We start from the raw sequence: 22,507 nt of genomic DNA, 5'->3' as shown, positions 1-22,507 counted from the left end.
TTTGCCATCAACCGCAACACCCCGGATAACGGGGTGTTCATATTGATGAAAAAGAAGGAAAAAACGTGGTTTTTCCTTCTTTTTAGTTAGCAGACGAAAATCAACAAGTTAATTTTCCTTGTTTTTTATTAGGCGACACCCGCTTGTTCTGTGCAGACATAAGGTTTGCCATCAACCGCAACACCCCGGATAACGGGGTGTTGCTTTTTTTGCCTGCCGGGTTAGCATGGTGTTTTACCGGGACTTGAACGAATGCCATTTTTCAGCCGTTTAAAAGCATTATTGAATCAGTGGGTTAATCAGGGCTACTCCTGGCCTGCACTTGATGTTGTTCTGCCCGGAGGCCGTTATTTACACCTGGTTGGCAGTATCCATATGGGAACGCCCAATATGGCTCCCTTGCCTGCCAGGCTCATACGCAAGCTTCATAGTTGTGATGCGCTAATTGTTGAAGCCGATATTCTGACCGGTGATTCCCCGTTTAACAATGTTCCCTGGTGCGACCCACTGGAAAGCCGCCTCAGTGCCGAACAACTGGCAGAAGTAGAACAGGTAGCAAATGAAGCAGGTGTCGCTATGAGGCAGTTGGATGCCCTGCCTTTCTGGCAAATAGCGCTGGTGCTCCAGGCGCACCAGGCACAGCGACTGGGGTTAAGACCGGAATACGGCATTGACTGGCAATTACTGAATGCCGCACAGCAAAGTGGGCGCAAGATTTTAGAGCTCGAAGGTTCAGACCAGCAAATCGCCCTGCTCAATACCCTGCCCGATGATGGCCTGCCACTGTTACTGGATACACTGACTCACTGGCGAACCAATGCACACTTACTTCAAGTGATGATTAGCTGGTGGCTTCAGACCCCTCCGGCATCCGGCAATACGTCATTACCAAACACCTTTGGCGATCAATTGTATGATGTATTAATGAATCAGCGTAATATTACCTGGAATGCGTATCTGCAGCAGTTGCCTCCCGGGCGCTATGTCGTCGCTGTTGGGGCACTACATTTATACGGTAGCGGGAATCTGCCTGAGTTGTTGCAGGCAAAAAAAAACGGCCAGTAACAGGGTACTGGCCCGTCAAAGAGGAATTCAAATAGTTATTTTTATGATGAGCCTGAGGCTCACATCAGAATTGTCTCGCAGCACGAGCATAATGGCTACGGTTGTTTAGCAATCTGGTACTATTTTTTTTCCCTCCCCCAGGTTTATTCTCCCTGTAGTTCACTATTAACCAGACGAAAACGCCTTATGACTCCGGCAATTAAATTACTCGAAAAAAACAAGATATCTTTCACTCTTCACAGTTATGACCATGATCCGAATGAGACCAACTTTGGTGATGAAGTGGTGCGTAAACTGGGTCTTGATGCCCGTCAGGTTTATAAAACGTTACTGGTTGCCCTGAACGGTGATATGAAACATCTTGCAGTCGCAGTAACACCAGTATCCGGGCAACTTGATCTGAAAAAAGTAGCCAAAGCGCTGGGAAGCAAAAAAGTCGAAATGGCTGACCCGATGGTGGCACAGCGTGTCACAGGGTATCTGGTTGGCGGAATAAGCCCTCTGGGGCAGAAAAAACGTCTGCCAACGGTGATTGATGCGCCTGCCAGCAACTTTGCGACGATGTACATTTCAGGGGGTAAACGTGGGCTGGATATTGAGCTGGCACCGGCAGACCTGGCTAAATTACTCGATGCAACCTTTGCTGATATCGCGAAAATTGATTAAACCGCGATTGCAGTAGCCAGTGATGTTTAGAGGTAGCTGTTAGCCTGATAATTATTTCATCCTCAGGTGAAATCAGCTACACTCTGCTTCTTTTCTCCTCACTTGTTATGGTTTTGTTACTCATGAGCCACAACCCTCAGGTGTTACCGGCAACTCCCCAGAATAATGTGAAAGCACGTACTTCATTTGGGATCCTTGGCGCTATCAGCCTTTCGCATCTCCTTAACGACATGATTCAGTCGTTAATTCTGGCTATCTACCCGTTATTGCAAAACGAATTTTCACTCAGTTTTGTGCAAATTGGCCTGATTACCCTGGCCTTTCAGCTAGCCTCTTCATTGCTACAACCAGTAGTGGGTTATCTTACTGATAAATACCCTATGCCCTGGTCGCTGCCTGTTGGGATGTGTTTCACCTTGTGTGGTCTGGTATTACTGGCACTTGCTGGTAGTTTTTACACGGTTTTGCTGGCTGCGGTGTTGGTGGGTACAGGGTCATCAGTTTTCCATCCTGAGTCATCCCGTGTGGCGCGCATGGCTTCTGGTGGGCGTCATGGGCTGGCTCAGTCCCTGTTCCAGGTTGGCGGTAATTTTGGCAGCTCACTTGGGCCATTGCTGGCAGCTATCCTGATTGCTCCTTATGGCAAAGGCAATGTGGCGTGGTTTGTGCTGGCAGCTTTACTGGCAATCATTGTACTGATTCAAATCAGCCGCTGGTATGCCCGGCAACAGCGCACTGCCAAACAACGCCCTAAAGTACATATCACCAACCCGCTGCCGCGTAACAAAGTTATCCAGGCGGTCTGTGTTCTGCTGTTGCTGATTTTTTCTAAATACTTCTACCTTGCCAGTATCAGCAGTTATTTCACCTTTTATCTGATGGATAAATTCGGCCTGTCAGTGCAAAGCGCCCAGTTGCACTTATTTGCATTCCTGTTTGCCGTTGCGGCCGGAACAGTAATTGGTGGCCCGGTAGGCGATAAGATTGGTCGTAAATATGTAATTTGGGGGTCGATACTGGGTGTTGCGCCCTTTACCCTGCTTTTGCCCTGGGTTTCATTGTTCTGGACCAGCATCCTGATAATGATCATCGGTTTTATTCTGGCTTCGGCATTCTCTGCCATTCTGGTGTATGCCCAGGAGTTGTTGCCAGGCCGAATTGGGGTGGTTTCCGGGTTGTTCTTCGGTTTTGCATTTGGTATGGGTGGGCTGGGCGCTGCGGTTCTGGGAATTGTGGCTGACCACAGCAGTATTGAGCTGGTTTATAAAATATGTGCTTACCTGCCACTGATTGGTATCTTGACGATTTTTCTGCCTGATAACCGCGTAACACATTAAAAACAGGTGAATAAATATTACCGGGGCTGAGCTGAAGGCTTGCTCTGTCTGGTCTAAAATGCGATACCCTGGCAATACGGGCAACTCACAATAAAAAACAGTGCTGTTGGTTATAAAACACAAATAATCACTACCTTTTCTGTCAGGCTGGCGTAAGGTTATTTGTCTGGTGGTTATTATTTAACAGTTACTTTACATACGAGTTAAAACAGCCAGCAGCCTGGCAGATGCCAGGCTTAGCCGTGCGCTTACCGCTCCCAATAAGCTTCTTCCAGGCTGTCTTCCCGCTCCGGTAAACCTCGTGTCAGCCTTGGAGAGTGCTGGTTAAGCACCTGGTAGCTGACCCGGTTGGCATATTTACACACCTGAGCCAGTGAGGAATATGTCAGCCAGGTGCGGCTGTGTTTACTGGAATTAGGCACTTGCTGGCGGTGGTAGTTATTGGCAGTAATATCGTGCAACAAGGCGGCCAGCGCGCCATCGCCAGCACCGTTGGTGTTCATGATTTTTTCCGGCCCGCCCATATAAGGCGCAATATGGGAGAACACCCGTACTGGAGAAACACAATCGTTCTGGCGCATTGCCCGGCTGAACTCGTACTGGTTAAATTCGGCTATTGCGCCGGGTAACAGCGGGTGCTGAGTTTTACGTTTGTTTTCATCTTCGGTGTAACCGGCCATAAACAGGCCAACCGGCCCGGCAGTACACAGCACAAGATCCACCCAGTCGAGCGCACGGTTTGCCGCCAGTAGCGGGTCACTTTCACCTGTCAGAGCTTCCCCCTCTTCTTCATTCATTGCCAGAATATCAACATTATCGCGCAGAAAATCCTGCCACCACTGTGCCTGTTCAGTAATGACATACCTGGTTCCAAGGGTAATCACTACCGGGACATTATGTTTTTTGGCGTAAGCAATGGCCTGCATAGTGGCGTCGCGCATAGGTTCCTCTGGCGCGCACCGGACCAGGTAAGCCGATAACACCAGTGCAGAGGCTCCGGCGATTACCGCTTCAGGGATACTTTCCGGGCGCAGGTGGTTCATCATGCCAGGGCTGATGGCAAAAGTCCGTTCGCCATTGTCGCTTATCAGCGTAAAACAGCGCCCGATGGCACCATCCACCCCTTGCAGATAATTCAGATCTGTCCGGCTGGATGTATTACACAGGTAACGGTATGCATAACTGCCCGGTGTAATGGAACTGCACATCACCCCTAACAAAACCGAACGGTCATCAGCCAGTACTGAGTAGTTATGCATCGTGTTGCCAATCGTCCCACCAGCAAACTGGTGCGTGATTAACTGATTCTGGGTAAGTTCCTGATATAACGCTTCTGCTTTAGCATCATCAATCACCAGAGAGTGGCCCTGACTCAGGCCATAACGCCTGATGAAATCATCATCCACACGGGCTTCGATATCGACCAGTGTCTGGTCAATACCCACAATCCAGGCATTTGTCTGCTCACTTTCAGTTTTAACCTGCGCCAGTAACGGATCACGGGCACTGACCGGAAAATAGTGTTTGGATTTACGTTTACCAGGAAATTTCATCGTGTTTTTGCGAAGGGAGAGAAAACGAGCCGGAAGTTTAGCACACCCGGCCCGTTTCCTGCGATCACCGATAATGCGCGGTGAGGGCCGACATCATAGCGATATGTGAAGCATCATCATTAAGCGCCGGAATATAATGGTATGTTTCTCCCCCGGCTTCCAGGAAGATTTCACGGTTCTGAACAGCGACTTCTTCGAGCGTTTCCAGGCAGTCGGCAGCAAACCCGGGGCACATGACCTGGATATTCTTCACGCCTTTTTTTCCCAGTTCTTTCAGGGTTTCATCAGTATATGGAGTGAGCCAGGGCTCGCGCCCAAAACGCGACTGGTAGGTCATCATGACTTTTTCTGGGGCGATGCCAAGCGCAGACACCAGTGCGCGGGTTGTGTCACGGCAGCGTTGCGGGTAGGTATCCCCCTGGCTTGCATAGCGCTGGGGAATGCCATGGTAAGACAGTAACAGCAGTTCTGGCTCACCAAACTCGGCAAAACTGGCTTTAACCTTACCGACCAGTGCGGAAATATACTGGGTATCATCCGCGTAATCACGAATAAAGCTGACAGCAGGAATTGACCTTTTGGTAGCGAGAATACGTGCCAGTTCATCCCAGACGGCGGCGACAGTCGAACAAGAATACTGTGGGTAAAGTGGCAGTACAATCAGGTGCTCAACACCCTGCGCCAGCAGGCTGTCAACGGCATCAGACATAGCGGGCTGGCCGTAGCTCATTCCCAGCGCAACAGGTGTGTCAGGTAATTGAGCCTGCAATGCCTGAGCCTGGCGCTTACTGTAAACCATCAATGGCGAGCCTTCTTCCATCCAGACCGACTGGTATAGTTTTGCCACTCGTGGCGAACGCACTGGCAGAATCACGCCACGCAGCAGAGGCCACCACAACCAGCGTGGGGTATCCACCACCCGGCGGTCGCTCAAAAACTGGCGCAAATAACGTTTAACCGCTGCAGGGGTCGGGGCATCAGGTGTGCCTAAATTAACCAGTAAAATACCTGTTTTTTGCTGAGTCATTTCCATCTCTCTTACGACTAACGGCCTGATAATTGTAACCGAATGACGTGTTTTGGAAACCAATCACAGTAACAGGGTAAAACTCGCAGATAAAGCACAGAGGGAAAAGTGCCAGCCCGGACGGGCTGGCAGCAGGAAACTTAACCGAGGATACGTTCCAGTTCAGCACGCACATCGTTCACGGACTGGGTACCGTCGATTTTGGCATAACGGGTATTACCAGACTCGGCTTCTTTGCTGTAATAACCAATTAATGGTGCAGTCATTTGGTGGTATTCCACCAGACGTTTACGTACCGTATCTTCCTGGTCATCTTTACGGATGGTCAGCTCTTCGCCCGTCACGTCATCTTTCCCTTCCACTTTCGGCGGATTGAATTTCACATGATAAACACGGCCAGAAGCGGCATGAACCCGGCGGCCAATAATACGGTCTATGATAAGCTCATCCGGTACGTCGAATTCCAGAACATAATCAACGGTGATACCGGCTTCTTTCATGGCATCAGCCTGAGGAATTGTACGCGGGAAACCGTCTAACAGAAAACCATTGCGGCAGTCTTCCTGAGTAATGCGTTCTTTAACCAGTGCAATTACCAGTTCGTCAGTGACCAGCTTGCCTGCGTCCATCAAGTCTTTTGCTTGTTTACCCAGGGCTGAGCCGGATTTTACTGCGGCACGTAACATGTCGCCGGTAGAAATTTGCGGGATCCCATACTTCTCCATAATAAATTGAGCCTGAGTTCCCTTACCAGCGCCAGGAGCGCCGAGCAAAATAATACGCATTGCGTAATTCCTCTTACGAATGGATTTTAATACATCAAAATGAGGCGAAAACCATACCACTAAGGCTGCATCACCACAAGAAAGCCAGCGCTATGGAAGCGATTCCGCCAGCGAATAACCTTAAAAAAAGAAAAGATATGAACGTCTGCAGAAAAAATACCGCCCTGCCAGGCAGGGCGGTATTGATATCAGGAAACCAGTAACTGGTTCATACGGCGGATAAACTGGTTTGGATCTTCCAGTGTTCCACGTTCAGCAAACATCGCCTGGTCGAGTAACAACTCTACCCACTCTTTGAAGTCCTCTTCTGAACTGGTGTCAGAAGCCCGTTTAACCAGTGCATGGTCCGGGTTCAGTTCAAAGATGTATTTCACTTCCGGCACTTTCTGCCCCGCTGCGGCAAACAGTTTTGCCATCTGGGTACTCATTTCGTCGTTATCGGTTGTGACAATGGCTGGCGTATCCGTTAAACGGTGAGTCAGGCGCACATCTTTAACACGTTCACCCAGCAGAGCTTTTACGCGATCAACAAATGGCTCAAGCGCTTTTTCCGCTTCTTTGGTTTGCTCATCCACTTCGTCTGCCAGTTTATCCAGAGATTCGTCAGCTTTGGCGACAGACTGGAAGGATTTGCCATCGAACTCAGTCAGGTAGCTCATCATCCACTCATCGACGCGGTCGGAAAGCAGAAGTACTTCAATGCCTTTTTTGCGCAGCAGTTCCAGATGCGGGCTGCTTTTCGCGGCGGCATAGCTGTCTGCGGTGATGTAGTAGATTTTATCCTGCCCTTCTTTCATCCGGCTGACATAGTCTTCCAGAGAAACGTTTTGTACAGAAGAGTCGTTATGCGTCGAGGCAAAGCGCAGCAGTTTTGCAATAGCCTGCTGGTTCGCCTGGTCTTCTGCCGGGCCTTCTTTCATTACCAGGCCAAACTGATCCCAGAATGTCTGGTATTTTTCACTCTCATTTTTTGCCATTTTTTCCAGCATTTGCAGCGCACGTTTACTTAGTGCGTTACGCAGGTTGCGGGTAATGGCGCTGTCCTGGAGGATCTCACGAGAAACGTTCAGTGGCAGGTCGCTGGAGTCTATCAGACCGCGGACAAAGCGCAGATAATTCGGCATGAACTGTTCCGCATCGTCCATGATAAACACACGCTGAACATATAATTTCAGGCCATGTTTGTGGTCACGGTTCCACATATCCCACGGGGCCTGAGAAGGGATATATAACAGGCTGGTATATTCCTGTTTGCCTTCAACACGGTTATGGCTCCAGGCCAGTGGGTCAGTGAAGTCATGGGCGATGTGCTTATAAAACTCAGTATATTCTTCGTCTTTAATTTCCGCGCGGTTACGCGTCCACAGAGCCTGTGCTTTGTTGATTTTTTCCCAGGAAACAACGGTTTCACCGTCTTTCTCTTCCTGTTGTTCAATTTCTACCGGCAGCGCGATGTGATCAGAATATTTGCTGATGACAGAGCGGATGCGCCAGTTATCCAGAAACTCATCTTCGCCCTCACGCAAATGCAGGGTGATTTCAGTACCACGGTCTGCTTTTTCAATATCTGCGACGGTGTATTCACCTTCACCAGCCGATTCCCAGAACACCGCTTCACTGGCTGTTGCACCAGCAGCGCGAGTGCGCACAGTCACTTTATCGGCCACAATAAAAGCAGAGTAGAACCCAACACCGAACTGGCCAATTAACTGGCTGTCCTGCGCCTGGTCTGAACCCATGGATTCCAGAAACGCTTTGGTACCGGATTTAGCAATAGTCCCCAGGTGGTCGATAACCTCATCGCGACTCATACCAATGCCGTTATCTGAAATAGTGATGGTTCTTTTTTCTTTGTCGCAGGAAACCCGCACACGCAGTTCGCCATCACCTTCATAAAGTTCCGGTTTGGAGAGTGCACGAAAACGCAGTTTGTCTGCGGCATCGGATGCGTTGGAGATCAATTCACGCAGGAAAATTTCTTTATTTGAATAAAGAGAATGGATCATCAGGTGCAGAAGTTGTTTTACTTCTGACTGAAAGCCACGGGTCTCTTGTCCTTTCATGGTTGTGATACCTCAACAGTTCGGGCAACAAAATAAACAATTTGTGTTGAGGGAGGAGATGGGGACAGGGAAACAAGATTTCAAGCAGAAACCCTGAAACAGGGCTTCTGTTTGGTTAAAAGCTAATCTTTTGGCGACCAATCAGTGAATGTGAGAGCGTTGTGCCATCCACCATTTCCAGTTCACCACCCACAGGTACACCATGTGCTATGCGGCTGGCTTCAACACCATATTGCCCGCATAAGCCAGCAATATAGTTGGCGGTAGCCTCCCCTTCCACTGTGGGGTTAGTGGCGAGAATCACTTCTGATATTTTTTCTGCCTCAAGGCGTGCTTCAAGCCTGTCGAGACCGATGTCATTCGGACCGATGCCATCCAACGGAGACAAATGCCCCATCAGCACAAAATAACGGCCGGAAAACTGCCCGGTTTGCTCGATAGCATAAATATCGGCCGGACTTTCCACGACACAAATCTGGCCATTTTCCTGACGACGTGGGTTACTGCAAATCGGGCAGATTTCCTGCTCGGTAAAGGTCCGGCAATCAGCACAGTGACCAATTTCCGACATCGCCCGAGTCAGTGACTGCGCCAGGCGCATTCCCCCACTACGGTCACGCTGCAACAGCGTATAGGCCATACGCTGAGCAGACTTTGGCCCTACGCCAGGAAGGCACCGAAGTGCCTCCATTAACTGCGTTAGCAGTGGGCTGGTTTGCATCAGAACGGCATCTTAAAGCCAGGTGGCAATTGCATACCGGAAGATACAGACGCCATTTTTTCTTTCTGGTTTTCTTCCACCCGACGTGCGGCATCGTTGAATGCTGCAGCCACCAGGTCTTCCAGCATATCTTTGTCGTCTTCCAGCAGGCTCGGGTCGATTTCGACGCGGCGGCAGTTGTGTGCGCCATTAATGGTCACTTTTACCAGGCCGGCACCGGATTCACCAGTCACTTCCATGCTGGCGATCTCTTCCTGCACTTTTTGCATTTTTTCCTGCATTTGCTGGGCTTGCTTCATCAGATTGCCCAGACCACCTTTACCGAACATACGCTTCTCTCTATAGGCTGTGGCCGCAAGCCGCCAGGCGGTTTACGGCAGTTAAGGTTGACTTATGCAGGCATCCTGCACATCAAATAGGACGGATACTATCTTCATCAAGATCGGCATCGAAGAAACGCCGAAGTGTCTGGATATTATTATCCGCCAGAATCGCCTCGCGCGCCTGGGCCAGTTTTTCTTCATAAATGGCCTGGCGCCACTCCAGTGGCGTCCGTTGCGCGAGATTATCATCTTCTGTAATGGTCAATTCAATGGGTTGACCAGTAAGAACCCGCAAAGCCTGCTGCAGGCTTTGTTGGGCAGAGGCTGAATTCAGGTGACGCTGCCCCGAACGCAGGTGCAACACAATTTGATTACCTTCCTGCTCACGCCAGGCATTCAATGCCAGTTGCTGAACCAGTTTCGGCACATTGAGTTGTTGCACTTGCGCAGCCCACTCATCACGCTCTATCGCTTCTTGTGCAAGTTTTACAGCCAGTTCTGGCGTTTTCTCATGCTCCAGAGCGCTACGTAATGCTTTAGGTGTCGCAATGGGGTCAGCCACTGCCTCTGGCACACTCTGCGCCTTCCAGCGATATGCTTCTTTTTTAACCGGTTTTGCCGCTGCATTTTCTGCGGCAGGGCGAGCCTGTACACGATCCGTCACTGCTGCCAGCCGCTCAAGGGCTGAAGTGTTCACCGGCCGCGCTCTGCCTGACGCTGCCGGTTCACGCTTTTTTGACGGGTTATCTCCCTGCTGGCGCTGCAACTGATTGCGTGCCTGTAACACCTGACTGACAGCACTGGAAACCTGCCCACTGGCAGGAACAGGCGTTGGTTTAGCGGGTGCCTGAGGTGAAACTGGCGGCACATCGCTCCCGGCAGGTGAAACCGGCTGGACTGACTCAGTTTGCGGGTAGGGGCTCAAAGCCTGACCAGGCTGACCAGAATGCTCAGGTTGTGTAACCGGTGCCTGAGGATGGAATGCCAGAGCCCGTAGCAGCGCCATTTCAACACCCATTCGGCGGTCTGGTGCCCAGGGCAATTCTTTACGCCCAATCAACAATGTTTGGTAATAAAGCTGTACATCACCAGGTGGTATCTGCCGCGCCAGTTCACGCAGGCGCTGTTCCTGGGTATCGTTTTCCAGAGGCGGTACAGAGGGAGAAAGCTGCAACATGGCAATACGGTGCAAATGGCTGAGCATATCCACCAGTAACGCTTCCCACTCCACGCCGCGGGCACCTGCTTCTGCCACCTGGCTCATCACCCGTTGCCCGTCAGCCTGTAATAAGGCATCAAGTAAATTAAGCGCCTGGAAATCATCCAGTGTACCCAGCATCGTGCTGACCGCAAGCGTGGTGACTTTCCCCTCCCCACTGGCAATTGCCTGATCTGTCAGGCTCAGTGCATCACGCAGGCTACCATCTGCCGCGCGGGATAACAGTTGCAACGCACGGTTTTCAAACTCGACCTGCTCGGCTGTGAGAATTCGTTCCAACTGATGACGGATTTGTTCAACATCCAGCGCCTTGAGGTGAAATTGCAAACAGCGGGAAAGAATAGTCACCGGTAATTTTTGCGGGTCAGTGGTTGCCAGCAAAAACTTCACATGCGGTGGCGGCTCTTCCAGCGTTTTCAGCAACGCATTAAAACTGTGGCGAGAAAGCATATGCACTTCGTCTATCAGGTAGACTTTGAAGCGACCGCGCGTTGGTGCGTACTGAACGTTGTCCAGCAGGTCTCGCGTATCTTCAACTTTGGTGCGGGATGCGGCGTCGATCTCAATCAGGTCAACAAACCGCCCTTGCTCTATTTCCCGACAGTTTTCACAGACACCACAAGGTGTTGCCGTGATACCTTTTTCGCAATTCAGACCCTTCGCCAGCAAGCGGGCAATAGAGGTTTTCCCCACGCCACGCGTGCCTGAAAACAGCCAGGCGTGATGAATACGGCCCAATGACAGACCATTGGCCAGCGCAGTCAGGACATGCTCCTGACCCACTACATCAGCAAATGTTTGGGGGCGCCATTTACGCGCCAGTACCTGGTAACTCATCAGAGATAGGCTCGACTTCGCGGGAAGGTGAATTCAGGTTGGATAATGTAACATAAGCCCCGCCAAATGAGCGAGGCTCCGTCTCACGAATTAGTGCCCCGGGAAAGGCACCAGGCTAAATGCGGTCACGCCAACATCAGCAAGGCGTTGTTCCCCACCTAAATCAAACAGGTTAATAATAAACGCGGCATCAGTGACTTCACCACCAAGCTGGCGAATCAGTTTTACCGTGGCATCAATAGTGCCGCCGGTTGCCAGCAAGTCATCGACTACCAGCACACGGTCGCCCGCTTTGATTGCATCAGTGTGGATTTCCAGCTTGTCAGTGCCATATTCCAGTTCATAGGTTTCACTAAGGGTTTTACGTGGCAATTTTCCTGGCTTACGCACAGGAACAAACCCAACCCCCAGACCCAGTGCTACAGGAGCACCAAACAAAAAGCCACGGGCTTCAGTCCCGACGACCTTGGTAATACCGGCCTGTTTGAAACGCTCAACAATCAAATCAATGCTGAGGGCAAAAGCTTTCGGATCTTCCAGCAAACTGGTGACATCACGGAACAGAATCCCCGGTTTTGGATAATCCTGAATGCTTTTAATGCTGTTTTTAAGATATTCAAGCTGCTGCGCAGTTGCGGTCATAGGTAGTTGCCTATAAAAACGGTGTTACTCACAGAACGCAAACAGGCTGATGCCTGGCTGGTTACACAATAGCCAGCGCGCCCTGTGCTCGAAAACGCTCGAATTTACTGTCTGCGGGGCGTAATTGCAACTCCTGCGACAGGCGTTTAGCTTTTTTGTTGTTTTTCATCAACAACAGGGATACGGGCGAGAAAAATAAAAAGCAACAACAGCATCACCACTAATATTCCTCGTACCCACCAAAGCTTAACCACCCACAGCGAAATGGCAAACGTCACTGCAACCAGCGCGATAGCCCGCGGCTTTGCGCCTGGTGGCATGGCCCGATATTGCTGCCAGTTGCGTAAATAACTGCCAAACCAGGAACGGTAGAGCAGCCAGTGATGAAAGCGGGGAGACGAGCGGGCAAAACACCAGGCTGCCAGAAGTACAAAAGGCGTGGTTGGTAATAACGGCAATACGACCCCCAACACAGCAAGTGCTACCGATAACCAGCCGGACATGATTAAAATAAACCTCAACATGTTCAACCTTTCCTTCTGCGTGGTGGCATTTGCATTTGTAGAGGGCCCGGAGAATTTATGAAACAGGACACCCTTCTCCGCCAGCTTGAAGACCAGTTTGCCGGGTTAGCCCGCCGCCTGGCACCGCTGGCCACACACCGTTCATTATCTGCCCGTTTTGATAAACAACTGTTCTTAACCAGAAGCACACAAATAAGTGATTATCTGGGTGAAACGCAAGAAAATTTACGCCATTTGCGTACTGTTGCACAAGAAGGGAATGTGGTTCAAACCACCTGGCTTGCCGAACGATTAGTTGCCCAGATTTCGGCGTTGCAGCGTGAAGCGGCAACCTGGCCTTTACGCCAGTACGATAGCGCTCACAAAGGTGCGAGCGCACTGCGTAACAGTCTGCTTAAACACCAGGACTACGAAAAGCGCCTGGTCGAAATGCTGCAGGCACGCGAAACTCAGTTAAACTGCACCACGTTGCTTACAGAACAACAACAATTATTGCGTGAAAAAACGGCACTGGAAGGCAGGCTTGCCCGCTGCCGCAGCGCACTTGAACGCATTGAAGATGCACTGGAACGCGTCGTTCGCTAACACATTTACGTTTATTGCCCACAGAATAACGGTGCCAGGTTAACCTGGCTGAATATCGGGAGATAACATGTCACTGGAAACTGCCCCTGACGATGTCAAACTGGCTGTCGATTTAATTATGCTGCTGGAAGAGAGCGGGATTGCGCCACAAGTGGTGCTGTCCGCACTGGAAATGGTGCGCAAAGATTTCGAACGCAAAGCGCAGGAAGCGTAAACCTCCTGCGCATCAAAGTATCAGCGTTAGTCAGCCAGTTTCGGCGTGGCATGATCCGTTTTGTTATTTTCAACAGTACGGCTGACTTCCGTTACGGTATCGCCATTATTGTTATACAAGTGAACATCCAGTTGGTTGAAGGCTATTTCTATCCCATTTTCACGGCACAGCCTGTCAATAGCCCGGTTCAGTTCATCCACAGTATAACTACGGTCACGTAATTCACGCACATACAGGCGTAATTCGTGATCCAGCGTGCTGGCGCCAAATGTGGTGAAGAAGACCGAAGGTTCAGGGTCGCGCATGACTTTGGGGTGCTCCATTGCTGCCTGCAATAACACCGCCTTCACTTTATCCAGATCCGAACCATAAGCCACTCCCAGGCTTATCACCACACGAGTAATCGTATCTGACAACGACCAGTTGATAAGCCGCTCGGTGACAAACGCTTTATTCGGGATTATCACTTCTTTACGATCAAAATCCGTAATGGTGGTGGCGCGGATACGGATCTTACTCACTGAGCCAGAAAACGACCCAATTGTAATAGTGTCACCAATGCGCACCGGCCGTTCAAACAGGATTATCAGGCCGGAGACAAAGTTACCGAAAATCTCCTGTAAACCAAAACCCAAACCAACGGACAATGCAGCCGCCAGCCATTGCAGTTTGTCCCAGGAAACCCCCAGCGCACCGAACACGGCCATAGTACCAACCGCGATTATCACATAATTCAAAATGGTGGTAATGGCATAGGAAGAGCCCTGGCGCATATTAAGCCGCGACAATACCAGTACTTCCAGCAAACCGGGTAAGTTGCGAATTAACGCCCAGGCTACCACAGTGACAATGACCGCAAACAACAGACTCCCCAGGGTAATATTTCTGATAACCGCACTGCCCGCCTCTGTGCCACTGGAATGCCACAATACAATACTGTCCAGATAAGCAAAGACAGTAATTAAATCTGACCAGATCATCCAGAAGAACAGCCCGAACAGCGCAAACATCAATAATGTTGTGATACGCAATGTCTGCTGGTTAATTTGGTCAAGGCCCAACGGCGGCTCTTCAACAGGCTCCGCGCCTTCCGCCCCTTCTTTCACCATGTTTTGGCGGCGAGCCAGCGCACGCCGGTAAGCAATACGCCGTGCGGCCACACTCAACCCGCGCAACACTGTCTGGTAAAGTAAGTTCCACAAAATGACCAGATAGACGGTATCAATCCAACGGTTAGCCAGACGCAGTGTGGTATAGAAATAGCCCATCACTGTCAGTACCAGTAATCCGACAGGCACCAGAGCGAGTATGGAGACAGTAATAAGCCTTATTGAGTGCGATTCTTTATCGCGCCAGCTGTCCCGGCACATAGGCCAAACCAGCCCGGTAATCAGCAGTAAATTGAGCAGAATGATGGACTGCCCAAGAACGTCATCCATCAGGTGCAGTGGCGACAATTCACCCACCACTGACCAGAACAGTAAAGGCAGTAAAGCAATGCTGATGCGAATTATCTGACGGCGATAATGGCTGGTAAGGTTTACCGGCATCATAAAGTGTTTTACTGCAACACCATCCGTATCCAGAATGCGCCAGCACAAGCCAAAAACCAGCAAATAAACCGCCAGTTCTTTACTGAAACTCCATATCAGCTCACTAATATTGAGTTGTAAAAACAGGATGCACCAGCCGCAGGCAATGATAACCAGGCACACAGGTAGCGCCTTGAACAAAGTCAGCAGTATGGCTTTAGGGGTATGCAACTGGCTGTCATTACGCAGTTGACCTACGTTGGCGCTGAGTTTCGCCAGAGTGTTATTTACCCAACGGAAACGCCAGCGAATAATCCCCGCCAGTAATAACCAGGGAAGGCTGGCAAGTATTGCAACCAGCGCAGTGGTAAGGCTCCAGTTGTTTGCCGTAATTTTCAACTGTCCGAGTTGTGTTTTGAGTGCTTCAGGAAATGCTGTCACCCAACTCCAGTTCATGGGTTTATTACTGTTCACCCAAAAAATCTGCTGAGTTACCGTTTTCTGTAAACGGGTGGATACACTCATCAGTTGTTGCTGGTTAATTTGTAATGCAATCGCCATCATCAACTGGTTACCCAGTTGCTTGTTTAGCTGATCCAGTAAATCCTTACGGGAATCCAGAACCTGGCTCAGCGCACTATTAACTTCATCGTTCACTTCATCTTTATGGCCCGCTTCAATTGTCGCGATATAATTATCGCTTTGCAGCAACGCATCACGTTTCTGACCGATATCAAACTGCTCAAGGCGCAGGTCGGCAATCTGGTTCGTCATATCTTCAAGGTCATCAGCCCGTGGCAGAGACTGCTGCTGCTGATATAAAATACGTGAGAGCAACAAACTCCCCTTCAGCATGGCGATTTGCTCTTTCAGGTTGTGCTCAGCCTGAACGGCACGGTCGAGCCAGTTTTTAACCCGAATATTTTGTTGAACCAGTTCATTGCCTTCCTGGGTCGCCTTGATCAACCGGTCGCTCAGTTGACGGTTAATTGCCAGCTCTTGTTTTACCAGCGGGTTGTTCTGGATGGCACTGGCTTCATCTGTCGTAGCTGCTTCCTGAGCGGTTTGCTCAGTGAGTGACAGACGCTTATGGCTGATAGCTGCCTGAATCAGTTGCAGGTCATGCTCAAGCTTATTGATATACTGCGTATTGTAGTCACGCTGTTTTTGCAAGGAGTCCTGCAAAACCGTATTACCAGACAAGCTCTTACGCTGCTCATCTATTTGCGCATTGAGTAATGCCTGTTGTGCCAGCAACAGCTCTTGTTGACTCTGACGCAGCTGTGTGCCATCCGGGCCATTTCCGCTCAACTCAGTCTGGATTTGCTGTAACTGCTGAGAAGCGTTAAACAGGGTGTTCTGTACACGCTCAGGCTGTGTCTGCAATGCAACCAACTGGCTGTTAATACTGGATAACTGTGTTTGCGCGGACTGCAGGTTATCCAGCAGGCTTCCCATTTTGCTTTCAAGAGAGCGAATGGAGAGTTTGGCGTAATACTTCGCCTGTTCATCATCACTGGTGGTATTTGCCAGCGCAGCAAGAGACTCTTCCGCTTTATTCATTTTGTCCGGCGCCTGGGCAATTTGTTGGCGCAGAGCATCTGAATCTTGTTTCACCTGATCTATTTTTGCCAGGACATCCAGCGTTTTATTCAGGTCAGCAAGACTGAGTTTTTCCTGAGCAGACAGGCTCTTTTGTTTGTTAAGCGCATTAATCTGATTTTGTACATCCGCTTTTGTCGGTACATCACTGTTCGTTTGCGCACTGGCAAACGGCACAATACCGGCAAAAACGCCGCAACAAAGCAAAAGAACAACACAGGCTGCTTTTCTGACAATTTGTGTAAGTTGCATAATTTTTGGATGTGTAATAGATGAAACGTCTGGCGGAATCGCACTCAAGTTTCTATGATAAGACGCGCAGGATAGCACGCCTTCTGCTTATGGAATAGTGAATGCTGCAGAGCTACGCCAGGCGAAGTCTGAAACTACAGTTGTACCTGGTTTACGTCACGCAAAAGCCATGAACAAAGCGAAGCCTGCCAAAAATTGTGTGAAGAGCTCAGTGCTGCTGTGGCTGTGATTGTAAGCCTGTACAATGCTGGTACATTTCCAGTAACACATCGACATAGACACGGGCTTCAGCTTTTAAATCAAAGGTTTCTGGTGCAAACAACCAACTTTCCATTAACCCGCACATATAACTACGCATCAAAATAGCGGCGCGCCTGGAAAGTAAATTAGCCGGGAGTAAACCGGCATCCATGCACTGGATTATTGCGTTTTCAATACGCTCATACTCCTGGACATAGAGGTCACGTTTTGCCTGATGGACGGTAAGCATTTCACCCACAAATTCGCATTTATGGAAAATAATTTCCATCATGGAACGACGGCGTTCATCTTCAACTGTCGCTTCCAGAAGATAAACCAATAGCTCACGCATCACAGAAAGTGGATCGTCAGGAAATTTTGCCCGATACTCAATTTCTAAGTCATTTATTGTTGAATCGGTTAATGCCCAAATTTCATTAAAAACATCTGACTTATTTTTGAAATGCCAATAAATAGCACCCCGGGTGACACCAGCCTCTTTGGCTATATCAGAAAGGGATGTTGAAGATACGCCGTACTGTGAAAACAAGCGAATTGCTGCATCCAAAATCTGCTGCCGGGTCTCCATTGCTTGTTGTTTGGTTTTTCGTGCCATATGTCGGTGAATTTACAGGGGTAAGGCTTACATACATTTTTGAATGTATGTAACATAACATGTTCTAAATAGAAACGCAGCAATGGGATTATGGACAAGCGTTAGCGTTCCATTGATCAACTTTGAAATCGGACACTCGAGGTTTACCTATGAACAAAAACAGAGGGTTAACGCCTCTGGCGATGGTTCTGATGCTTTCAGGCAGCTTAGCGCTTACAGGATGTGACAATAAACAGAATCAGCAACATGCGATGGGCACGCCTGCTGTCGGTGTGGTAACGCTGAAAACTGAACCCTTGCAGATCACAACCGAGCTCCCGGGCCGCACCAGTGCGTTCCGGGTTGCTGAAGTGCGCCCTCAGGTCAGCGGGATCATCCTCAAACGTAATTTTGTTGAAGGAAGTGACATTAAAGCGGGTGAATCGCTTTATCAAATTGACCCCGCCACTTATCAGGCCACTTATGACAGTGCAAAAGGTGATTTAGCAAAAGCAGAAGCTGCAGCCAATATTGCCAGACTGACCTTAAAACGTTACCAGCCGCTGTTGGGTACCAAATATATTAGCCAACAAGACTACGACACAGCACAGTCAACCTTACAACAGGCCAATGCTTCAGTGCTGGCAGCAAAAGCCGCTGTCGAAACTGCGCGCATTAACCTGGCCTACACCAAAGTCACCTCACCTATCAGTGGGCGGATTGGAAAATCCTCTGTGACAGAAGGTGCCCTGGTACAAAATGGGCAAACCACTGCATTAGCAACAGTGCAGCAGCTTGACCCTATTTATGTTGATGTCACGCAATCAAGTAACGATTTTCTGCGTCTGAAACAAGAGCTGGAAAACGGTACGCTGAAGCAAGAAAACGGCAAAGCAAAAGTCGAACTGACAACAACCGAAGGTTTTACATACCCGCAAAGCGGCACACTGGAATTTTCTGACGTCACTGTCGACGAAACCACTGGCACCATTACTCTGCGCGCTATATTCCCTAATCCTGACCACACATTACTCCCGGGTATGTTTGTTCGTGCACGACTGGAAGAAGGTGTCCGGCCAGACGCACTGCTTGTTCCGCAACAAGGTGTAACACATACACCGCGTGGTGATGCCACCGCGATGATTGTAGATAAAGACAACAAAGTGGAAGTGCGCCAGGTTACAGCAAGCCAGGCTATTGGCGATAAATGGCTCGTCACGAAAGGACTCAAGGCAGGTGACCGCGTAATAATCGAAGGGCTACAGAAAGTCAAACCTGGTGCCACGGTGACTGCGCAAGAAGTCACAACTGACGAGAAGACCAGCGAAAAAGCCCCAGAAAAAACGTCAGAATAATCCGTCTTAACTAAAACAGGAGCCGTTAAGACATGGCTAAGTTTTTTATCGATCGCCCAATTTTTGCCTGGGTAATCGCAATTATCATCATGCTCGCAGGTGCACTTGCTATCCTGAAACTGCCTATAGCGCAATATCCAACGATTGCGCCTCCGGCAATTCAGATTACAGCCAGTTACCCAGGTGCGGATGCTAAAACGGTACAGGATACAGTCACTCAGGTCATCGAACAGAATATGAACGGCATCGATGGCCTGATGTATATGTCTTCTACCAGCGATTCCTCCGGTACTGTGCAAATCACTCTGACATTTGATTCCGGTACGAATCCGGACATTGCTCAGGTCCAGGTGCAGAACAAACTGCAATTAGCAATGCCGCTACTTCCTCAGGAAGTACAGCAGCAAGGTGTGAGTGTTGAAAAATCGTCCAGTAGCTTCTTGATGGTAATGGCGATGATCAGCACTGACGGCTCAATGACGCAGGATGATATCGCCGACTATGTAGGTTCAAATATTAAAGATCCCATCAGCCGTACCTCCGGCGTGGGTGATGTGCAGTTGTTTGGTGCCCAGTATGCAATGCGCATATGGATGGACCCCAACAAACTAAATAACTTCCAGCTCACACCAGTAGATGTTATTGCCGCTATCAAAGCACAAAACGCTCAGGTAGCCGCTGGTCAGTTAGGGGGTACTCCACCCGTTAAAGGCCAACAACTTAACGCCTCTATTATTGCGCAAACCCGCCTTAACTCACCGGCGCAGTTTGGTAATATTCTGCTGAAAGTGAATCAGGATGGTTCCCAGGTTCGCCTGAAAGATGTGGCAAAAGTTGAACTGGGTGGTGAAAGTTATGATGTAATCGCCCGCTATAACGGCAAACCTGCTGCAGGCCTGGGGATTAAACTGGCAACCGGTGCTAACGCTCTGGATACCGCTGCGGCAGTTCGTGCCACTATTGATAAACTGCAACCTTTCTTTCCTCACGGTCTGAAAGTGGTTTATCCCTACGACACGACCCCGTTCGTTAAAATCTCCATTAAAGAAGTGGTCAAAACGCTGGTAGAAGCTATTTTGCTGGTGTTCCTGGTTATGTATTTGTTCCTGCAGAACTTCCGGGCAACACTGATTCCTACCATTGCAGTACCAGTGGTCTTGCTGGGTACATTTGCCATTCTTTCCGCCTTTGGCTTCTCGATAAATACCCTAACGATGTTCGCCATGGTTTTGGCGATAGGGCTATTGGTGGATGACGCCATTGTTGTGGTGGAAAACGTCGAGCGTGTTATGGCAGAAGAAGGGCTACCGCCTAAAGAAGCCACACGCCGTTCTATGGGGCAAATACAGGGCGCTCTGGTTGGTATCGCACTGGTGCTGTCCGCTGTATTTATTCCGATGGCATTCTTTGGCGGATCCACCGGGGCCATTTACCGCCAGTTCTCCATCACTATCGTTTCGGCAATGGTGCTGTCAGTTCTGGTTGCGATGGTCCTGACACCCGCACTGTGTGCCACCATGCTCAAACCGATTAAAAAGGGCGAACATGGGGCCACAAAAGGCTTCTTCGGCTGGTTCAACAATATGTTCACGAAGAGTACGCACCACTACACCAATAGTGTGGCAAATATTCTTCAGAGCACAGGCCGTTATCTGGTGCTGTATTTGGTGATTGTCGTGGGTATGGCATGGCTGTTCCTGCGCCTGCCCAGTTCATTCCTGCCTGATGAAGATCAGGGAGTATTCCTCACTATGGCACAATTGCCAGCCGGGGCGACTCAGGAACGAACGCAAAAAGTGCTGGATGAAGTTACCAACTACTACCTGACCAAAGAGAAAGACAACGTGAACTCGGTGTTCACCGTTAATGGCTTTGGTTTTGCTGGCCGAGGGCAGAATACGGGGATTGCGTTTGTTTCACTGAAAGACTGGAGTGAGCGCCCGGGTGAAGCCAATAAAGTTCCGGCGATTACAGCCCGAGCCAGTGCGGCATTTTCGCGCATCAAAGATGCCATGGTCTTCGCGTTCAACCTCCCGGCTATTGTGGAACTGGGGACAGCGACAGGCTTTGACTTCGAACTTATCGACCAGGGAGGCCTGGGGCACGATAAACTAATGCAGGCACGTAACCAACCGTTCGGCATGATTGCTCAGCATCCGGATACCCTGGTTGGTGTTCGTCCCAACGGACTGGAAGATACGCCACAGTACAAAATCGACATCGATCAGGAAAAAGCGATGGCACTTGGTGTATCTGTCAGCGATATCAATACCACGCTCGGCGCCGCCTGGGGGGGAAGTTACGTTAACGACTTCATCGACCGGGGCCGTGTGAAGAAAGTGTATGTGATGTCTGAAGCCAAATACCGCATGCTGCCCAGTGACCTGAACTATTGGTATGTGCGTGGCAGTAACGGCCAAATGGTACCATTCTCTGCATTCGCTACCGCCCGTTGGGAATATGGTTCTCCGCGTCTGGAACGTTACAATGGCTTGCCATCCATGGAAATATTAGGCCAGCCAGCACCAGGTAAAAGTACCGGTGAAGCTATGGCGCTGATGGAGCAACTGGCAAGTAAATTACCTTCCGGAATCGGTTATGACTGGACGGGTATGTCTTACCAGGAACGTCTGTCTGGTAACCAGGCCCCTGCACTGTACGCCATTTCACTGATTGTGGTGTTCCTGTGCCTTGCCGCTCTGTACGAAAGCTGGTCTATACCGTTCTCGGTAATGCTGGTAGTACCGTTGGGGGTTGTTGGTGCGTTACTTGCAGCTTCTCTCCGTGGCCTGAACAACGACGTTTATTTCCAGGTAGGCTTACTTACCACTATCGGGGTATCGGCGAGGAACGCCATCCTGATTGTTGAGTTCGCCAAGGACCTGATGGAAAAAGAAGGTAAAGGTCTGGTAGAGGCGACGCTGGATGCTGTTCGTATGCGTCTGCGCCCTATCCTGATGACCTCGCTGGCATTTATCCTGGGCGTTCTGCCTCTGGTATTGAGCTCTGGTGCAGGTTCCGGCGCACAAAACGCCGTTGGTACCGGGGTGTTTGGCGGGATGATTTCTGCCACTCTGCTGGCAATTTACTTTGTTCCCATGTTCTTCGTTGTGGTTCGCCGCCGCTTTGGCAGCAAAGGTGAAGACGCTGAACACAGTCACGACACACCACAGTCACATTAACTTGTGGTATGTATCACCAGACAAAGGCCGCCTTGTGCGGCCTTTACTTTTTTAGCTTACCGCCGGGTTTCAACCTCCCCCGAAAATCTGCAGGTTTGTGGGTTCACGTTGTAGCTACAGCCGTCGCCTTCCTCCACCAAACAACTGGCGCCGGTTTGTCATTAATGGCTGAATATTCAGCTGGCAGA

The 22,507-nt window shown here is 49.8% G+C and carries 19 protein-coding genes and 1 other annotated feature; of the genes, 7 read left to right on the top strand and 12 right to left on the bottom strand.

The genetic code is table 11. From position 1 onward, the window contains the following. Positions 1-100: 100 nt before the first annotated feature. Positions 101-259 carry a hypothetical protein gene (locus tag A9B99_RS23925; protein WP_156519079.1) on the bottom strand — a complete coding sequence of 53 codons (159 nt, stop codon included), beginning with the start codon at positions 257-259 and terminating at the stop codon, positions 101-103. Here A9B99_RS23925 and A9B99_RS16505 point away from each other — a divergent pair. The 3 genes from A9B99_RS16505 (at position 253) to A9B99_RS16495 (ending at position 3,068) form a co-directional block, all read left to right on the top strand. After that, complete coding sequence (locus A9B99_RS16505) at positions 253-1,065, top strand: TraB/GumN family protein (protein WP_064599370.1); 813 nt, start codon at positions 253-255, stop codon at positions 1,063-1,065. The two genes, A9B99_RS23925 and A9B99_RS16505, sit on opposite strands and share 7 nt — an antisense overlap. A 186-nt stretch (positions 1,066-1,251) precedes the next feature. Continuing rightward, positions 1,252-1,731 carry a Cys-tRNA(Pro)/Cys-tRNA(Cys) deacylase YbaK gene (ybaK, locus tag A9B99_RS16500; protein ID WP_064599369.1) on the top strand — a complete coding sequence of 160 codons (480 nt, stop codon included), beginning with the start codon at positions 1,252-1,254 and terminating at the stop codon, positions 1,729-1,731. 107 nt (positions 1,732-1,838) lie between these two features. Beyond that, positions 1,839-3,068, top strand: a complete 1,230-nt coding sequence (locus tag A9B99_RS16495) for an MFS transporter (RefSeq protein ID WP_369935712.1) — start codon at positions 1,839-1,841, stop codon at positions 3,066-3,068. 248 nt (positions 3,069-3,316) lie between these two features. Here the strand turns inward: A9B99_RS16495 and A9B99_RS16490 are convergent, their stop codons facing one another. From A9B99_RS16490 to A9B99_RS16450, 9 genes are all read right to left on the bottom strand, one after another. Next, a complete protein-coding gene (locus tag A9B99_RS16490) occupies positions 3,317-4,621 on the bottom strand; it encodes an inosine/guanosine kinase (protein ID WP_064599365.1) in 1,305 nt (434 codons plus the stop codon). A 64-nt stretch (positions 4,622-4,685) separates the two neighbouring features. Continuing rightward, positions 4,686-5,648, bottom strand: coding sequence for a ferrochelatase (gene hemH / locus A9B99_RS16485; protein ID WP_064599758.1), 963 nt, complete (start codon positions 5,646-5,648; stop codon positions 4,686-4,688). A 140-nt stretch (positions 5,649-5,788) separates the two neighbouring features. Then, entirely contained in the window at positions 5,789-6,433 is a 645-nt protein-coding gene (gene adk / locus A9B99_RS16480; RefSeq protein ID WP_064599363.1) for an adenylate kinase, read from the bottom strand. 188 nt (positions 6,434-6,621) lie between these two features. Next, positions 6,622-8,496: a molecular chaperone HtpG gene (htpG, locus tag A9B99_RS16475; protein ID WP_064599361.1), complete on the bottom strand. Its 1,875-nt coding sequence runs from the start codon at positions 8,494-8,496 to the stop codon at positions 6,622-6,624. A 115-nt stretch (positions 8,497-8,611) separates the two neighbouring features. Further along, on the bottom strand, positions 8,612-9,217 hold the full coding sequence (gene recR, locus A9B99_RS16470; RefSeq protein WP_064599359.1) for a recombination mediator RecR: 606 nt from the start codon (positions 9,215-9,217) through the stop codon (positions 8,612-8,614). After that, a complete protein-coding gene (locus A9B99_RS16465; protein WP_036109998.1) occupies positions 9,217-9,546 on the bottom strand; it encodes a YbaB/EbfC family nucleoid-associated protein in 330 nt (109 codons plus the stop codon). The genes recR and A9B99_RS16465 overlap by 1 nt, the downstream gene beginning before the upstream one ends. Before the next feature lie 82 nt (positions 9,547-9,628). Beyond that, entirely contained in the window at positions 9,629-11,596 is a 1,968-nt protein-coding gene (gene dnaX / locus A9B99_RS16460) for a DNA polymerase III subunit gamma/tau (protein WP_064599357.1), read from the bottom strand. Further along, positions 10,232-10,296 (bottom strand) — a sequence feature (DnaX frameshifting element). Its footprint overlaps the gene before it by 65 nt. A 90-nt stretch (positions 11,597-11,686) precedes the next feature. Next, positions 11,687-12,238 (bottom strand): adenine phosphoribosyltransferase, encoded by a 552-nt coding sequence (gene apt / locus A9B99_RS16455; protein ID WP_064599355.1) that lies wholly within the window; start codon positions 12,236-12,238, stop codon positions 11,687-11,689. Between the two features lie 146 nt (positions 12,239-12,384). Then, complete coding sequence (locus A9B99_RS16450) at positions 12,385-12,762, bottom strand: DUF454 family protein (protein WP_064599353.1); 378 nt, start codon at positions 12,760-12,762, stop codon at positions 12,385-12,387. A 57-nt stretch (positions 12,763-12,819) separates the two neighbouring features. Here A9B99_RS16450 and priC point away from each other — a divergent pair, with 57 nt between their 5' ends. Both priC and rsmS read left to right on the top strand, forming a co-directional pair. Next, positions 12,820-13,347 carry a primosomal replication protein PriC gene (gene priC, locus A9B99_RS16445; protein ID WP_064599351.1) on the top strand — a complete coding sequence of 176 codons (528 nt, stop codon included), beginning with the start codon at positions 12,820-12,822 and terminating at the stop codon, positions 13,345-13,347. Positions 13,348-13,414: 67 nt separating this feature from the next. Next, entirely contained in the window at positions 13,415-13,561 is a 147-nt protein-coding gene (rsmS, locus tag A9B99_RS16440; protein ID WP_064599349.1) for a pleiotropic regulatory protein RsmS, read from the top strand. Between the two features lie 26 nt (positions 13,562-13,587). On the opposite strand, the gene mscK is transcribed toward rsmS, so the two are convergent. Together mscK and acrR are read right to left on the bottom strand one after the other, a co-directional pair. Next, the gene (gene mscK / locus A9B99_RS16435; RefSeq protein ID WP_074388822.1) at positions 13,588-16,947 is read right to left on the bottom strand and encodes a mechanosensitive channel MscK; all 3,360 of its coding nucleotides are present in this window, start codon (positions 16,945-16,947) and stop codon (positions 13,588-13,590) included. A 208-nt stretch (positions 16,948-17,155) separates the two neighbouring features. Then, on the bottom strand, positions 17,156-17,803 hold the full coding sequence (gene acrR / locus A9B99_RS16430; RefSeq protein ID WP_064599345.1) for a multidrug efflux transporter transcriptional repressor AcrR: 648 nt from the start codon (positions 17,801-17,803) through the stop codon (positions 17,156-17,158). 149 nt (positions 17,804-17,952) lie between these two features. On the opposite strand from acrR, the gene A9B99_RS16425 reads away from it, so the two are divergent. Together A9B99_RS16425 and acrB are read left to right on the top strand one after the other, a co-directional pair. After that, a complete protein-coding gene (locus tag A9B99_RS16425; RefSeq protein ID WP_064599343.1) occupies positions 17,953-19,137 on the top strand; it encodes an efflux RND transporter periplasmic adaptor subunit in 1,185 nt (394 codons plus the stop codon). A gap of 32 nt (positions 19,138-19,169) precedes the next feature. Beyond that, positions 19,170-22,319 carry a multidrug efflux RND transporter permease subunit AcrB gene (gene acrB, locus A9B99_RS16420; RefSeq protein WP_064599341.1) on the top strand — a complete coding sequence of 1,050 codons (3,150 nt, stop codon included), beginning with the start codon at positions 19,170-19,172 and terminating at the stop codon, positions 22,317-22,319. The last annotated feature ends 188 nt before the right edge of the window (positions 22,320-22,507 follow it).

This window comes from Mangrovibacter phragmitis, from assembly GCF_001655675.1.
Lineage (GTDB): Bacteria > Pseudomonadota > Gammaproteobacteria > Enterobacterales > Enterobacteriaceae > Mangrovibacter > Mangrovibacter phragmitis.
The sequence above is the reverse complement of the archived record's forward strand: the minus strand, read 5'-3'. Positions and strand labels throughout refer to the sequence as shown.